This window comes from Sorangium sp. So ce128 (assembly GCF_051525245.1).
Taxonomy (GTDB): domain Bacteria; phylum Myxococcota_A; class Polyangia; order Polyangiales; family Polyangiaceae; genus Sorangium; species Sorangium cellulosum_B.
This window is the reverse complement of sequence record NZ_CP150313.1, coordinates 9,879,082-9,894,832: the sequence shown is the minus strand read 5'-3', so window position 1 is coordinate 9,894,832 and position 15,751 is coordinate 9,879,082. Positions and strand designations below refer to the sequence as shown.

Below are 15,751 nucleotides of genomic sequence, written 5' to 3'. Positions count from 1 at the left end.
GATTGTTAAATAATGTTATTTATTGTTTAAAACGACGCCGGGCGACGGGCTCGGTCGCATGAAGAGAACCCGAGCTCGCTCTGTCGCAAACTGGCGAATGGTGCTCGCGCGCCAGCGCCCACGCATCAGCTCGCCGGGCGGGGGCGCCGGGCGACGCCGCACGCCCGCTCTGAGCCGTTGCGGCGGGGGCCGGCCATCTTAGAGGCTGCCCCATGTCCGTGCACCTCCGCGTCGTTGGAAAGCCCCGTCCGCCGGACCGCCCTGCCGGCGCGCAGCTCACCTCACCCGACATCCTGCGCGGGCTGCACGCTCGGAACCCCGCGGCGGAGCGCCGCCTGCTCGACACCTACGCGGGCCTCGTCGAGCGGATGCTATTTCGCATCCTGGGCGACGTCCGGAGCCTGGAGGATCTGGTCCAGGACGTGTTCGCCCGGGTGTTCTCCCGCATCGACGACGTGCGCGAGCCCGAGGCGCTGAAGCCCTTCATCACCAGCGTCACCGTGTTCGTCGCGCGCGAGGCGCTCCGCAAGAGGCGCAGGCACCGCTGGCTCGCGTTCTTCGCGAGCGACGAGCTGCCGGAGGTCGCGGCCAGCGCCGATCCGGAGGCCCGGCAGGGCGTGCGTGCCTTCTACCGCGCCCTGGAGACGCTCGACGCCGACGATCGGCTGGCCTTCACGCTGCGCATCGTCGAGGGCCAGGAGCTCGCGGAGGTGGCCGCTGCGTGCAAGGTGTCGCTCGCCACCGTCAAGCGCCGGATCCAGCGCGCGGAGCTCGCGTTCGTCGAGCGCTGCAAGAAGGATGAAGTTCTTTCTTCCTGGCTCGCGGAGGGCGACCGATGGACCTGAGGACCAAAGACGTCGCGGCCGTGGGGCGCCGGGTCGCCGCGCACCAGGATGCCGCGCTCGAGCGGCTGGTGCGGCCGTCGACCACGGATCGACTCGAGGCGATTTACCGCAAGGAGGCCGCGCTCTCGCTGGGCGCCAGGGCGGCTCCCCGCTCGCGGCGGCTCGGCGTCGCGCTCGCCGCGGCGTGCTTCGCCGCTTCGGTCCTCTGGTTCGTGCTGTTCCAGCCGGGCGATCCGTTGACCTACCGGGTCGCGGGGGCGCCGGGGGCCGTCGGCCGGTGGGTGGCGGCGGACGCGTCGCAGGTCGGGCTCGACTTCTCGGACGGGTCGCGCGTGGACCTCGCGCCCGGGACGCGCGCCCGCGTGACCGAGGTCGGCCCCCGGGGCGCGAGCGTCCTCCTCGAGCGCGGCTCGCTGCGCGTGCGTGTCGTGCATCGCGACGACACCCGGTGGGTGGTGGCCGGGGGCCCTTTCGAGGTCCACGTGATCGGCACCGAGTTCGACATCACGTGGAACACGGAAGCCGAGGAGCTCACGGTCTCGATGATCACCGGCCGCGTGCGCATCCTGGGCCCATGCGTCGACCCCTCGGGGCGCGCCCTCGCCGCCCCCGAAGCGACGCGGCTGGCGTGCGCGGCTCCCCGACCCGTCGCGCCGCAGGCGTCGTCCGTCGCGCCGCAGGCGCCGTCGCCAGCGCCTGAGCCGGAGGCCGTCCCGTCTGCGCAGCCTCCCGCCCTCCTCCCGAGCTCGAGCGCCGCCGCATCCGCTCCTGCGCCCGCACCCGCGCCACCCTCCCTTGGCTCGCCGCAGCCCCGCGCGGGCGAGCCCCTGGCCGAGGCTCCCGCCGAGCGCTGGCGCGCGCACCTTGCCGCGGGCAAGCTCGGCGAGGCGCTCGCGGACGTGGAGCTCCTGGGCATCGACACGGTGCTCGGGCGCGCTGGCGGCGCGGAGCTCGTCGATCTCGGCTCCGCGGCGCGCCTCTCGCGCAAGCCGGACGTCGCGGCCAGGTTCTACGAGGCGGCGCGGCAGCGGTTTGCCGGGAGCGACGCCGCGGCCGCGGCCGCGTACCACCTCGGTCGCATGGCGTTCGACGGGCGCGGCGCCTGGGCGGAGGCCGAGCGCTGGTTCGCCGTGTACCTCGCCGAGAGGCCGCGGGGCGCGCTCGCGCCGGAGGCGCTCGGCCGCTCGATAGAGTGCGCGAGGAACCTCCAGCTCCGCGCGCGCGCCCGCGAGCTCGCCGCGCGCTACCTCGCGGCGTACCCGAACGGCGCCCACGCCGGGCTCGCGGCGACGCTCGCCCATGGGGCCGATTGAGGGTTCCGTTCGGCAGCCTGCACGCTCGATTGAGCCTCCACCCGCGGAGGTCGCGGCCGCCGCGCCGGCGCCGCCTGCGCGCGCCGGGGGCGCGCGCCGTGGCGAGCTCGATCGGCTGCGCGCTCGTCGCTTTGTTGGCGTTCGCGGCCTTCGCGGCGCCGTGCTCCGCCGAGGAGGCGCCGCCGATCACGGTCGTCGCCGGCGCGCGCGGGGCGCTGGCGTACCGGCTCTCGCAGGAGCTCGAAGCGGCGGGCCTGCAGGTACACGTCCAGGCGGGCCCCGTGGCGGCTGGTTCCGGCGGGCTGCTCATCGTCATCCCCGAAGGCGAGGAGGGGGCCATCGAGATCTGGTCGGACTCGAGCGGGCGCGCGGACCTGGTCGCGAGCGTGGCGCCCGACGGCCCGCTCGACACCCGGGTGCTCCGCGCGGCGGAGCTGGTGCGGGCGCTCCGGTCGACGGCCGGGGCCCCCGCCGGAGCCGTCGCACCAGAGCCTGTGGCCGTCGCGCCGGCCCCGGTCCAGCCCTCTCCCGCCGCGCCTCCAGCCGCGTTGCCCGGTGAGGCGTGGCGGAGCCCGCCGCTCCGCGTCTGGGCGCCGCCCTCGCCGCCGTTCGCGGTGCCCGCGGCGCCCAGGGCCCCGCTCGTCGAGGTCGGCGTCGCGATCGCCGTGGGATGGCAGGCGCCTGGCGCCTCGCTGGCGCTCGATGCCTCGCTCCGGATCTGGCCCTCGGCCCGGATCGGCGTCGGGCTCCTGGCGGACCTGTCGGTCATCGGTCCGGAGATCGAGGCGTCGGAGGGCAAGGTTCGCTTTCGCCGCTCGCTCTTCGGCGCCGAGCTCGCCCTCGCGCCCATCGAGAGGAGCCGTCGCTTCGGACTCGTCCTCTCCCCCGGCGTGGGTCTCGGTTACGTGAGCGCGTCCGGCGATGCGAGACCGCCTTATATCGACAGCGACGAGTCCACCTTCACCGCCTTGGTGGTTGGGCGAGGCGAGGCGCGTTTCCGGCTCGTCGACTCCGTGGTTCTCACGGCGGGCGCGCTCGGCGGCGCGGCGATCCCGCCTGTCGACATCCGGTTCGCAGGACGGGTGATCTCGACGTTCAGCCCGCTCGCGTCGTTCTCGCTCGGGATCGTCGTCCAGCGGTGAGCCGCCGCCACGACAGGCGGCCATTCATAGGAGCAAGCCACGCGTACTTCTTCAATCGAGATCGGAGAGGCCTCCTTGAAACAGCTCCTCGTACCTGGATGCACCGTGCTCATGACGCTTGTCGCCGCATGCGACAGGATCCCGCTCGATCCCATACGCGATGATGGCGCCGGAGGTGGCGCGACGGGAGCGGGTGGGGCCGGCGGCGCAGGCGGCAGCGGCAGCGGCGGCGCAGGCGGCAGCGGCGGCGCAGGCGGCAGCGGCAGCGGCGGCGCAGGCGGCAGCGGCGGCGTAGGCGGCAGCGACGCCGCCGTCGGCAGCGGCGGCGCAGGCGCCGGCGGCGCCGTCGGCAGCGGCGATTCTCTGTGGAGCCGGCACTTCGCCGCGAACCCACGCCAACCCCAGGTCTGGGTGGGCAGCCGTATCGCCGTGGACGAAGCCAGCAACCTCGTCGTCGCGACGGCGGTCGCCGATGGCGTCGACTTCGGCGCCGGTCCGCTTTCGACCGGGGGCGCTCTGGCCTTCGCCCTCGCGAAATTCGACGACGAAGGCGAGAACCTCTGGCACAAGGAATTCTCCGGTTCCGTCTACCCGCATGACGTCGCGGTCAACCAGGCGGGGCTCATTGCCACGACGGGGGTGGTCTACGGGACCGGCGTCGACTTCGGCGGTGGTTTGCTCGTGGGGCAGGAGTCGGGTGGCGACGCCTTCGTGGCTGTCTTCACGGCAGACGGAGAACACGTCTGGTCGGCTCGAGTCGGCGTCGACGGCGATCAATGGGCGGACAGCCTCGCCATGGATGCAGCCGGGAACGTCGTCGTGGCAGGGACGTTCATGGGCCAGATCAGCGTCTGCGGCGCCTCGCTGACCAGCGTCGGTGACATGGACTCGTTCATCGCGAAGTTCGACCCAGCGGGGAATTGCCTCTGGAATAAGCAGCTCGGCTACACGGAGATCCACAACGTCGCTCTCGGCGCGTCGGGCAGCGTCGTCCTCGCCGGCAGCTTCGGCGACTATTTCGCCGAGGCGATCGACCTCGGCGGCGGGCCGCTGACCACCGCCGGCAGCGAGGATATCTTCGTGGCGAAGCTCGATGCTGCCGGTGAGCACGTCTGGAGCAAGCGGTTCGGCGACGAGGCGCTCCAGAGGGCGTACGGCGTCGCGGTCGACGGCGCTGGAAACGTCGTCATCAGCGGGACGTTCCTCGGGAGCGTGGATTTCGGCGCAGGTCCGCTGGTGAGCGAGGGAGGGTACGGTCCTCTCGAGCCCGGCTCTGTCACCTGGGGCGGCAACGCCTTCGTGACCAAGCTGAACCCGGCAGGCGAGCTCCTCTGGGCCAGGCGCCTCGGGCAGTATGGGCCGCAGACGGCGCTGGACGTCGCGGCGACCGTGGACGGCGAGCTCGCGATCACCGGCTTGATGTATGGCGACGTCGACTTCGGCACGGGCCTGATGGACTGCACCTATGGCGATGCCTTCGTCGCGAAGCTCGATGCGGCGGGCACGGTCCGCTGGGTGAAGCACACCGGCGGCAGGGGGCAACAGTACGGCTATTCCACGGCCATGGACGCGACCGGCCACGTGTACGCCGCCGGACCGTTCCTCGGCACCATCGACTTTGGCACGGGGCCGCTGGCGGCTCCGGCGTCTACCCGGGCCATTTTCCTCGCGAAGTTCGGCCCCTGAGGCCGCGGACGGCGGTCCGCGAGGTGGCCCTCAGCGCAGGCAGGCGCCGAGCCATCGCGCGGCGTTCTGTCCGAGGGCGGGTCCCAGGAGCTCGGGGGGCAGGTGAAGGCCCTGGTAGGTGCCGATCGTGCGGGCCGATTGATGATCGGCGGTTTGACGAAAGAAGCGAAACTTGTCCTCTTTCAAGAGACCCATGTTCGACTCCACCTGCAGGTCCCACAGCTCCATGGACATCGGGTCCAGCCCGCTGGTCACGAGATCGGTCCCGAACAGGAAGCGCTCGGGCCAGCGAGAGAACAGCCTGAGGAGCTGGGCGCGCTCCCGCTCGAGGCTCGCGAACCCCTCTGTCGCCGGGCCGGCGGAGCCATGGCTCGTATCGACGAGGAGGCGCGGAAACGCCTCCATCAGGGACTCCATGCGCGCGAGGTCGGTGCGGCTGCCGCAGAGGTGCGCGCACACGAGCTGCAGGTCGGGGAAGGCGCGCAGGACCGCCTCGAGCTCGCTCCTGTAACGGACGGTGTTGGCATGAAGGAGCACCGGAAGCGCCTGATCCGCGAGCGCCTGCCACATCGCCTGGTGCGCGGGGTCGTCGAGGGGGCGCTCGTGGAAGAGGTTGTGCCCCTGATAAAGCTTCACGCCACAGGCGCCTCGGCGGCGCAGCTCGGCGAGGTACGGGATGTCGTCGTCACCGAGTTCCAGGGTGACGAAGGGAATGAGCTTTCCACGGTGAGCCGCTGCGGCGTCGAGGACGAGCTCGTTGCCTGCGCGGTAGCCGGAGAGGCCAGAGCCGCCGCGTCCGCTGGTCAGGTCCGGGCTCGCCAGGATGACGGCGCGATCGACGTGATGCTTGGCCATGTGCGCGAGCAATGGTGCCACCGCGCTGGCCTCCGTCAGGTGCACATGAATGTCGATTACCTCTTGGCGGGCCGGCGGAGGCGGCGACGAACGGCACCCCAGGACGGCGGCGAGCGCGGCGCCCCACGCGATGCTCCGGAAGCGAGCGCCGCGCTCGGCGCGCGAGTTCATCGAAGGAGGGCGATGAGGGCGGCGGCGACCACGAGAGCGATGAGCGACGATTGGATCCATCGCCGACAAGGATACGCCGTGGCGGGGATGGCGCCATGAGAAAGGAGGGAGTCAGGAAATATGAAAAATGATGTGAGCTGATGATTCGCTTCTGAGCCTGGTTCGTGCGAACGCTCGATGTTCGCGCCTCGAGGGCGAAGTTTCGCCCTGGAGGTCGTTGTTCATTTGTGCCCAGTGGAGTTATCTATGTCGCTCATTCGTAGCTCGGTTCGTCTCATGGGGTTCGCAGCGCTCTACGCGTCTTTGTTTGGAACGACATCTTGCTCGCGCTGGCTGGACAATGGCGTGGGCTCAGGCGCCGAAGGAGGCGGCGGCAGCGATGCCAGCGGCAGTACCGGCATCAGCGGCAGCGCCATCAGCGGCAGCGGCGGCAGCGGCGGCAGCGGCGCCACCAGCGGCAGCGGCGGCAGCGGCGGCAGCGGCGGCAGCGGCGGCAGCGGCGTTGGTGGGGCTGGTGTAGGCGGGGCCGCGACCGGGGGCGGCGGAGCGTCTGTTTGTGCAGACGACGCCTACGAGGCGAACGACGCGTCCGCCTCTGCGGCTCCGCTCGCCTATGACCATACCGACGACAGCCTTGGTCCCAGCGCGTGGTTCTCGAAGATCGATTTCGTCCTCTGCCAAGGCGACGAAGACTGGTACCTGCTCGACACCACCTCTCTCGGGATCGAGGAGGTCAACTGGAGCCTTCGCGTCCTGGCCTCCGGGGCAGAGCTGTGCGGCGCGGGTTGTGAGCAGTATACTCCGCCCTCCGGCCCGGAGAACACGTTGATCGTGGAGATCTACAGCGCTGCCACGATGGAGCTCCTCGGGGCTGAGGAGAGCGATCATGGACGGGTATGGCTCGATGGAGGGGGTGCGGGTTCGGCGAACGATCTGCTGCTCCGCATCTATGGGCCGCCCGAGGCGAACTACCCGTATGACATGAGCTTCGTCGCCAAGTCCTATGAAGGGGAGGACGAGTGCGAGTGCTGATCTTCACCTAGCGCCGCGACGCCCGGGCTCTTCTCTGCTTCCGTGTCCCGGGGGGACCGGGCATAGGCATTAACCAAGCTTCCCGCCGCGTTCTCCTACATCCGAACGTTTACGTGGTCGTGGTCGTGGTCGTGGTCGTGGTCGTGGTCGTGGTCGTGGTCGTGAACGTGGTCGTGGTCGTGAACGTGGTCGTGGTCGTGGTCGTGGTCGTGGTCGTGGTCGTCAACGGTAGGACGTGAACGACCCCGACCACGACCACGTAAACGTTCACGTTGGTGATGGTGGGGTGGCGGGCTTCGTGCCCTGAGCGTGACCGAACGAGCTTGGCCCCCGTCTTATGGGGCCAGGGAAGCCCGGCGCTGCCCCGCGCGCCGCCGGGCACGAGCTCGGCGCCCGCTCAGCCCTGCTTCGGCGCCTTCATCCGCGCCGGATCCACGCTCACGTCCCGCGCCACCTTGCCGAACGCGATGACGCTCCGGTCTCCGTTCCGCTCCTCGATGACCACGCGCCGCACCGACCACAGCTCCGGCCCCGAGGTCATCTCGAGGCTGCGCACGTGCTTCGCGACCTCCTCGGCCCGCGGCCGCGCCGCCAGCGTGATCCCGTCCGCGCGGCTCGGGATCGACAGATCGTAGCGCGCCCGCAGCTTCCCGAGGTCGCCGCCGAGCAGCACCAGGAGGTCCGACAGCACCGCCCCGAAGCGCCCCGCCGCGCCCCGCCCCGCGCCCGCCGCGCCCTTCGGCGTCGCGAAGCCGAACCCCTCGGGCGTGATCCAGTAGGTGATCGCGTCCGGCGGCTTCAGCTCCCACCGGAGCCGGTCGGGCAGCACCAGCGTCATCTCGCCGTCGCTCTTCACCGCCGTCGCCAGCAGGCCGATGCTCCGCTCCTGCGTGAAGGGCGCGACCAGCGTCTTCACCGACGCGCGCGCCCGCGTGATCTCGGCGAGCGCGTCGCCCACCTCGTCCGCGCGCGCGCGGCGCGCGTGGCTGCCGATCGACAGCGCCCCGCCGCACGCCGCGAGCCCCTTCAGGAAAGATCGTCGCTGCATCCTCGCCTCGTCCTCTGACATGGTCATGTCAGACGAGCGGGCCGCGCTCAATCCGCAATGGGCTTCGGCGTGTTGGGCCCGCTCTCCGGCAGGTCCGGCTTCGTGATGTACTCCTTCGGGAGCTCGCCCGTCAGGGACTTGAGCCACACAACGATCTGCTCGACCTGCGCATGGGACAGGTCCTTGCCGAGCTGGTGCTTGCCCATGAGCCGCACCGCCTCCTGCAGCGACGAGACGGACCCGTCGTGGAAGTACGGCGCCGTCATGGCCACGTTGCGGAGCGTCGGCACCCGGAAGACCATGAAATCGGCCTGCTTCTTCGTGATCTCGAAGACGCCGCGGTCCATCGTGTCGGGCCACGACCGCACGAGGCCGAGCTTCTGGAACATCGTCGCCCCGACGTGCGGGCCGAAGTGGCACGTCACGCAGCCGACCTCGACGAACGTGTTGAACCCTTCCTTCTCCGCGTTGGTCAGCGCCTCGGGCTCCCCCTCCAGGAACAGGTCCCACCGCCCGCGCGTGATCAGCTTGCGCTCGAACGCGCCGAGCGCCTTCGCGGTGTTGTTGGCGTTGACGGGCCACGGATCGTTCGGGAACGCCCTGCCGAACGCCTTCACGTACTCGGGGATGGAGCGCAGCGTCGCCTCCAGCCGCACCGGCGTCATCGCCATCTCGCTCGGGTTCATCATCGGCCCGTTGGCCTGGGCCTCGACGTTGTCGAAGCGCCCGTCCCACATGAGCGAGAAGAACCCCGCGGAGTTGTACACGCTCGGCGTGTTGCGGCGGCCGCTCTGGTGCGCGTGCCCGATCGACACCTTGGCGCCGTCCGCGCCGTAGCGGTCGAGCGGGTGGCACGAGTTGCACGAGAGGTCGTGGTTCTTCGAGATCCGCGTCTCGTAGTAGAGCATCCGGCCGAGGTTGATCTTCTCGTCCGTGAGCGGGTTGCTCGAGGACGTGATGACCGCCGGCAGCGGGTTGAAGCTCCCGAGCCGCTCCGGATCGATCTGCACGGCCGGCTCGGCCGGGGCCGGGGCGGACGCGCCCGGCGCCGCGGTGGCCGCGCCTGGCGCCGCGGCGGCCGCCGGCGCGGGCTGCGTCCCGCCGGTCGCCGGGGCGGACGCGGACGCCGTCGTCTTCTGCACCAGCCAGGCGCCGACGCCGGCGCCCGTCGCCGCGACCAGCGCCGCCGCCACCACGAGCGGGGCCGCCTTGCTGCGGGGGCGCACGTGGGCGGTGGGCTGGTCACCCGCCACGATGATCGTCTTGTGGAAGGGCACGGAGGTGCCCGAGACCGTCCTCGATGGCGGCGGGCCGTCCGGGAACCCGCGGATCAGGAGGCCGTGCGGGGTCGCGTGGTGGCCGCTCTGGGTCGCGTGGTGGTGACCGCTCTGGGTCGCGTGGTGGTGACCGCTCTGGGTCGCGTGGTGGTGACCGCTCTGGCCGAGGGCCCCGCTGTGCGTGACGTTCTCGGGCCAGCTGCGGGGCGTCCCCACGGGCGTGGGCGGGCGCCGCGTCGAGAAGTCGCCGGGGTCCGGCCAGCTGCGGGACGTGCTCCCGGGCGTCGGCGTGCGGCTGCGGGGCGTCCCCACGGGCGTGGGCGGGCGCCGCGTCGGGGCGTCGGGGTTCGGCGGCCCCTGCGAGGGCGGCGGGATGTCGGCCTGCACCGAGTCGGGGAGGGGCCGCAGCATGCTCTCGTGGATCGAGATGCCGTGCGGCAGGAGCATCCGGCACTCGTCGAGCATCTCCGCCGCGCTCTGGAAGCGCAGGTTCCGGTCGATCTGGAGCGCGCGCTGGACGATCTCGGAGACCTCGTAGGGCACCCAGGGCGCCAGCGACTGGATGGGCGGCGCCGGGGTCGAGCAGATCGCGACGATGAGCTCGCCGAGCCCCCGCGAGTTCCTGTAGGGGGTGCGCCCGGCGAGCATCTTGAAGAGGACGATGCCGAGCGACCAGACGTCGGTCCGGCCGTCGACGTCCCGCATGTTGCGCGCCTGCTCGGGCGACATGTAGATGGGCGAGCCGATCAGGTTGCTCGTGGCCGTGAGCTCCTTCTGCTGCTCGAAGGTGTCGTCCTGGATCTTGGCGACGCCGAAGTCGAGCAGCTTGACCGCGTACTCGCCCCCGTCGCGCCGCGCCAGGAACAGGTTGGCGGGCTTGATGTCGCGGTGGAGGACGCGCGCGTCGTGCGCCTTGATGAGGCCCATGCACGCCTGGGCCACGATGCAGAGCGCGAGCTCGGGCGGCAGGGGGCCGAGCCGCCGGAGCATCTGGTCGACGTCCTCGCCGTTGAGCAGCTCCATCACGAGGAAGGGCAGGCCGGTCGCGCGGTCCCTGCCGCTGTCGAGCACGCTCGCGATGTGCTCGCTGTCGATCGCGCCGGCCGCCCTGGCCTCGCGCTCGAAGCGGGCCATCACCGCCTCGTCCTGCGCGAGCTTGCTCGTGATCACCTTGACGGCGACGCGGCGGCCGGTGCCCAGGTGCCGTGCCTCGTAGACTGCCCCCATCCCGCCTTCCCCGAGCAGCCCGAGGATGACGTACCGTTGATCGAGGGTGGTGTTGATCAGGTTGATGTCCGTCATGGTCTGGTCGACCCAGTCGCCGCTCCGATGCCGCGACCTTGGCGCCCCGAATCGCATTGTCGGACGGAAGGTCGCGCTAGGCAATCTTGCGGTAAGGCCACGCCGGACGAGAGGTGTCCCACCTCCGGTGTATGGGCGTGGGAGAGAGGGCACCCCGAAACCACGCCGAAAACTTGCGATCTCGCGCCGGGTATGTCGCTGCTGCGCTGCGGGGAGGGCCTTCGTAGGCGTGGCGGCGCGGCGCTTTCGTGCTCGCTGTGGGATGAGGCGCATCCCGGGCGCGGGGCTGTCGCGCTCGCTCGCCACGCTCGCCACCTCCGCGTCACGGCATGGAGACGGAGCCGCCGCGCTTGCGCGAGGGACGGAGCGGTTATTTAGTTGCGTCTGTTTATTTAAGGATTGTCGTTGCTTATTTAAGGATTGTCGTTGCCGCGCTCCCCGCCTTCGTGGGGTGAGCCGGCGCGCTCCCAGGCGGCGTAGTCGCCGCTCGTGAGCAGCGGATCCTCGGGCATGGCGTCGGGCTCGGCCGTGTCGAGCGCCGGGTCGAACGTGGGGTCGAGCAGCCGGGTGAGGTCGAAGCGCAGGAAGCGGCCGGCGAGGTGGGGGCCTTCGCTGACCCAGAGGACGCGCGCCGTGGCGTCCATGACGACGGCGTGGGTGGCGATGAGCGCGTCGATCGCGCGCCGGTCGCCGAGCGGCAGGGGCGCGCCGCCGCGCCCGCGCCGGTCGCGCAGGACGTCGATCGCCGCCTCGATCGTCGCGCCCTCGGCCAGCGCCGCGAGCCGCTCGTCGAGGCGGTCGCGCCGCGGGCGGGTCGAGGTCTCGGCCTGGACGCGGAGGTTGCGCGGATCGCCGGCGAGCGGCCCCTCGAAGTGGTTGGTGAGCGGGACCTTGCCGCGGCCCCGGCGCGCGTGCAGCGGCGCGCCGGGCGCCCGCTCGGCGATCGCCGCCTCGCCGCCCGCGTCGACCAGCATCACGAGGTGGGAGACCATCGGCGCGCGCGCCTCGAGGATCGCGAGCGCCTCGTCGACGCTCCGCGCGCGGCCGAGCACCTCGCGCATCGTGTGGACGACCGGCTCGCCTGCCGCCCGCGGCTCGCCGGCCCGCCCGCCGTGGACGACGAGCGCGAGGCCCGCGGCGTTCATCCCCGTCACCGCGCCGATCAGGCCGGGCCAGGACACCGAGGCGTACGGGATCTTCCCCTGCTCGTGGACGAGGAACACCGCCTTGCCCTCGTCGAAGACGGGCCCGGCCTCGAAGTCGAAGTTGCGGGCGAGCACCGCGTGCCCGCCCGCCGACGCCGTCCCGGTGAGCGCGAAGCTCGTGCAGCCGATGAGCGGCGAGTGCTCGAACGAGAGCGCGATGTCGTAGAGCGACTGGAGGAAGACGAAGCGGTGGTACGTGGGGAGGACGCCGTCGAACGGGTCGGGCGAGAAGGCGCGGGCCTGCGCGGCGATCTCGCGCCGCACGCCGTCGGTCATGCCCTCGTCGACGCCGCGGAACTCGAGGCGCGACAGGTCCATGATGAGCCACCGGAGCGGGGCGACGGGCACGTAGCGGTGGAACTGCTCGTAGAGGGTCCCCTCGTTCTGGACCATCTCCGGGTAGAAGAGCCGCCCGTGCTGGTGCCCGATCTCCTCCGGCGACCCCGAGAGGCGCGCCTCGAGGATCCGCCCGCGGCGGCGCGCGTAGGCCGGGCCGAGCACGCGCAGCCCTCCCGGCCCTGTCTCGGGCTCGCCGGCGGCCGCGCGGATCGGGGGCGGCTCGATCCGCGTCGCGGCGGCGATGCCGAGGTGCGCGAGGACCGGCGCGGCGAGGAGCGCGGCGGCCGCGAGGAGCTTGCGGCGGTGGCGTGCGAGGCGCGACGGCCGCAAATCAGGGAGGCGCCGTCGCCGGCTGCCGCGGGTGGGGGTCGAGCTCCGTGGCGAGCGCGCTCGCCGCGGCCGGGCGGACCGGGTCGGGGGACAGCAGCGGCGCGGCCGGCACGTGGCGGAGCCCGCGCGTGAGCGCGAGCGTCGCCACCACCCGGCGGATGATCCGCGCCGGATCGCGCACGCTGTCGAAGTGGGTGAGCCGCTCGCCCTCGGGCGGGTAGATGACCCGGATCGGCGCCTCGACCACGCGGACGCCGGCGGCCACCGCGCGCAGGAGGATCTCCGCCTCGAAGGCGTACCCCTCGTCGCGGGCGCCGAGCGACAGCGTCGTCCGGAGCGGGTAGCGGCGCAGGCCGCACTGGGTGTCGGCGAAGGGGCGGCCGGCGAAGAGGGAGAGGAAGAAGTTCGAGATCCGGTTCGAGATCTGGTTCGCGCGCGGCGCGCCTGCGCCCGCGAGATCCCGGATGCCGAGCACCAGCGCCTCGGGGTCGGCGTCGGCCTCGATGAGGCGCCGCGCCTCCTCCGGCGGGTGCTGTCCGTCCGCGTCGATCGTGATCGCGACGTCGAAGCCTGCGGCGAGGGCGAACTCCATCCCGGTGCGCAGGGCGGCGCCCTTGCCCTCGTTCTCCGGGTGGCTCAGCACCGTGGCGCCGGCCGCGCGTGCCCGCTCGGCCGTCCTGTCGCTCGATCCGTCGTCCACCACGATGACGGTGCCGGCCAGGCCGTGGACCCGGAGCGCCTCCCGTGTGACGTCCCCCACGTTGCGCTCGGCCTGGTAGGCGGGAATGATGGCGCAGATCCGCATGAGACAGAGCGCGATTACCATGGTGTGCCCTGGATGAACAGCGGCAGGCGCCCGGAGCGCCGTCCTGGCCTGCTCCGCCGCCGTCCTGCGTTCCGTCGCGTCTGGATGAGCGAGGTCGTCTCGCTGCTGGGCGACTGGATGAGCTTCGTCGCTGTGAGCCTGCTCGCGCTGGGGGGCGAGGGGGGCGGGGTCGTGGCGCTCGCGCTGGTGATGGTGGGGCATCACCTCCCGATCGCGCTGTTCGCGCCGGTGGCGGGGGTGCTCGCGGACCGGCTGGATCGGCGGTGGCTGCTCGTCGCGACGAGCGTGGTGCAGGGCGCGCTCACGGTCGGGATGCTGGGGGCCGCGGTGGTGGGCAGCGTGGTCGGGGTGCAGGTCCTCGTCTTCGTGCGCGCGTCGGTGGGCGCGCTGCGCTTGCCGGCGCAGAGCGCGGTGCTGCGCCATGTCGTCGAGGAGGACGAGCTGCTCGAGGCGAACGCGATCGCGTCGGCGACGTGGAGCGTCATGTTCGCGGTCGGGATGGCGTTCGGCGGCCTGATCGCGGGGCTCGGTCCTGCGGCGGCGCTCGCCCTGGACGCGGCGTCGTTCGGCCTGGCGGCGCTGTTCCTCCGGGGGCTCCCCCCGATGGTGGCGGAGGGGCGGCCGGCGGAGGGCGGCATGCTGTCGGCGCTCGCGTCGGTGCGCCGCGACATGGTCCACGCGTGGCGGCACGCGTGGGAGCGGCCGCCGCTGCTCGCCGCGGTGCTCGCGAAGACGCCGGTCCACATGGCGAACGGCGGGGCGCTCCTCTTGCTCAACCTTGTCGCGACGCAGCTCCCCTTCGCGGGCACGGGCGCGCTCACGCTGGGCGTCCTCCAGTGCGTGCGCGGCGCGGGCACGGGGGTCGGCCCGCTCGTCGGCGTCGCGCTGGTCCGCCGCGGCCTGCGGGACGAGCGCGCGGCGACCGGGGCCGTCTGGGTGACGTTCGGAGCGATCGCTGTGTTCGCGGTGACCCGCCACCCGGCGGCGCTGCTCGCGGTCGTGCTCGTGTGGGGCCTGGGCAGCGGGGCGAACTGGGTGCTGTCGAGCACGGAGATCCAGCGGCTCTCGCCGGATCGTTTCGTCGGCCGGCTCTCGGCCGTCGACAACCTGGCCCTCACGGTGGGCCTGTGCGCCGCGTTGCTCGGCGGGGCGTTCCTGGTGGAGCGCGCCGGCGTGCCCTCGGCTTCCGCCTGGCTCGGCCTCGGCGCCGGCGTCGTCACGTGGCTCGGGGCGCAGTGGATGCTGCGCCGGCGGGCCGCGGCGGTCCCGGCGGTCCCGGCGCCGCCTCCCTTGCCCCCCGAGACCGAGCGCAGCTAGCCTCCCGCCCCGATGATCCCGGACGTGTGGGCGCCCCTGAGCGGCCTCTCCGTGCGCCGTTGCGAGGACGAGGGCCTCATCAACGGCACCTGGCTGGCGGGCGATCCTCCGCGGTACGTGGTCCAGCGGGTGAGCCCCATCTTCGCCCCGGAGGTCCACGACGACATCGAGGCGGTGACGGCTCACCTGGCGGCCCGCGGCCTCGCGACGCCGCGGTTGCTGCGCACCGGTGACGGCGCCCTGTGCGCGCGCGATGCCGAGGGCGCGGTATGGCGGGTGATGGACTTCGTCCCTGGCCGCACGCACCACCGGGTCGGCTCTCCGGCGCTGGCGCGCGCCGCGGGGGCCCTCGCGGCCCGGTTCCACCGGGCGGTGGACGATCTCGAGCACGTGTACCGCCACGTCCGCGTGGGCGCGCACGACACGGCGCTCCACATGGAGCGGCTGGACGGCGCGGCCACCGGGGGTGAGGGGCGGCGGCTGGCGGACGCCATCCTCGACGCGTTTCGCACGTGGCGGGGGCGGCTCGACCTGCCGGTCCGGCACTGCCACGGCGACCTCAAGATCTCGAACCTGCGCTTCTCCGAGGCGGGGGAGGGGATCTGCCTGCTCGATCTCGACACGCTGGCGCTGCAGTCGATCGACGTGGAGCTCGGCGACGCGTGGCGGTCGTGGTGCAACCCGGTCGGGGAGGACTCGACCGAGACGCGCTTCGATCTGGAGGTCTTCGCCGCCGCCGTGGCGGGCTACCGCGAGGCGCGGCCGCTCGGGGCGGAGGAGCAGGAGGCGCTCGTCGACGCGGCGGAGCGGATCGCGCTGGAGCTCGCGTCGAGGTTCTGCCGGGATGCGTTCGAGGACCGGTACTTCGGCTGGGACCCGTCGCGTTTCCCGACGCGGGTCGCGCACAACCTGTACCGGGCGGCGGGGCAGCTCTCGCTGGCGCGCTCGGCGCGGCGCCAGCGCGGGGAGCTCGCGCGGCTGCTCGCGGGGGGGTGACGAGCGCGGCTGCGCGGGAGCGGGCGGGCATGTCGGGAGATGGGCCGTGCCTGGCCGAATGTGCCTG

13 protein-coding genes are annotated in these 15,751 nt (G+C 72.4%); 8 read left to right on the top strand and 5 right to left on the bottom strand.

What is annotated here, in order from left to right; translation table 11 throughout:
- Positions 1-212: 212 nt before the first annotated feature.
- The 4 genes from WME82_RS37545 to WME82_RS37530 all read left to right on the top strand — a co-directional run bounded on the left by WME82_RS37545 (position 213) and on the right by WME82_RS37530 (position 4,986).
- Positions 213-845: an RNA polymerase sigma factor gene (locus WME82_RS37545; protein WP_437544827.1), complete on the top strand. Its 633-nt coding sequence runs from the start codon at positions 213-215 to the stop codon at positions 843-845.
- Positions 836-2,158: a FecR domain-containing protein gene (locus WME82_RS37540; protein ID WP_438039245.1), complete on the top strand. Its 1,323-nt coding sequence runs from the start codon at positions 836-838 to the stop codon at positions 2,156-2,158. The genes WME82_RS37545 and WME82_RS37540 overlap by 10 nt, the downstream gene beginning before the upstream one ends.
- 98 nt (positions 2,159-2,256) lie before the next feature.
- Positions 2,257-3,300, top strand: a complete 1,044-nt coding sequence (locus WME82_RS37535; RefSeq protein ID WP_438039244.1) for a hypothetical protein — start codon at positions 2,257-2,259, stop codon at positions 3,298-3,300.
- Positions 3,301-3,411: 111 nt separating this feature from the next.
- On the top strand, positions 3,412-4,986 hold the full coding sequence (locus tag WME82_RS37530; protein ID WP_438044970.1) for a hypothetical protein: 1,575 nt from the start codon (positions 3,412-3,414) through the stop codon (positions 4,984-4,986).
- Between the two features lie 30 nt (positions 4,987-5,016).
- On the opposite strand, the gene WME82_RS37525 is transcribed toward WME82_RS37530, so the two are convergent.
- Positions 5,017-6,012, bottom strand: a complete 996-nt coding sequence (locus WME82_RS37525) for an amidohydrolase family protein (RefSeq protein ID WP_438039243.1) — start codon at positions 6,010-6,012, stop codon at positions 5,017-5,019.
- Positions 6,013-6,357: 345 nt separating this feature from the next.
- On the opposite strand from WME82_RS37525, the gene WME82_RS37520 reads away from it, so the two are divergent.
- Positions 6,358-7,044: a hypothetical protein gene (locus WME82_RS37520; RefSeq protein ID WP_438039242.1), complete on the top strand. Its 687-nt coding sequence runs from the start codon at positions 6,358-6,360 to the stop codon at positions 7,042-7,044.
- A gap of 113 nt (positions 7,045-7,157) precedes the next feature.
- Positions 7,158-7,283, top strand: a complete 126-nt coding sequence (locus tag WME82_RS37515) for a hypothetical protein (RefSeq protein WP_438039241.1) — start codon at positions 7,158-7,160, stop codon at positions 7,281-7,283.
- Between the two features lie 158 nt (positions 7,284-7,441).
- Here WME82_RS37515 and WME82_RS37510 read toward each other — a convergent pair whose 3' ends face one another.
- The 4 genes from WME82_RS37510 to WME82_RS37495 form a co-directional block, all read right to left on the bottom strand.
- Positions 7,442-8,092 (bottom strand): LolA family protein, encoded by a 651-nt coding sequence (locus WME82_RS37510; protein ID WP_437741294.1) that lies wholly within the window; start codon positions 8,090-8,092, stop codon positions 7,442-7,444.
- A 47-nt stretch (positions 8,093-8,139) separates the two neighbouring features.
- Positions 8,140-10,671, bottom strand: coding sequence for a cytochrome c peroxidase (locus WME82_RS37505; protein WP_438039240.1), 2,532 nt, complete (start codon positions 10,669-10,671; stop codon positions 8,140-8,142).
- A gap of 413 nt (positions 10,672-11,084) precedes the next feature.
- On the bottom strand, positions 11,085-12,545 hold the full coding sequence (locus WME82_RS37500) for a C45 family autoproteolytic acyltransferase/hydolase (RefSeq protein ID WP_438039239.1): 1,461 nt from the start codon (positions 12,543-12,545) through the stop codon (positions 11,085-11,087).
- Between the two features lies 1 nt (position 12,546).
- Positions 12,547-13,371, bottom strand: a complete 825-nt coding sequence (locus WME82_RS37495; protein WP_438039238.1) for a glycosyltransferase family 2 protein — start codon at positions 13,369-13,371, stop codon at positions 12,547-12,549.
- Between the two features lie 12 nt (positions 13,372-13,383).
- Here WME82_RS37495 and WME82_RS37490 point away from each other — a divergent pair, with 12 nt between their 5' ends.
- Entirely contained in the window at positions 13,384-14,688 is a 1,305-nt protein-coding gene (locus WME82_RS37490; RefSeq protein WP_438039237.1) for an MFS transporter, read from the top strand.
- A 24-nt stretch (positions 14,689-14,712) separates the two neighbouring features.
- Positions 14,713-15,684 (top strand): phosphotransferase enzyme family protein, encoded by a 972-nt coding sequence (locus WME82_RS37485; RefSeq protein WP_438039236.1) that lies wholly within the window; start codon positions 14,713-14,715, stop codon positions 15,682-15,684.
- Positions 15,685-15,751 lie beyond the last annotated feature (67 nt).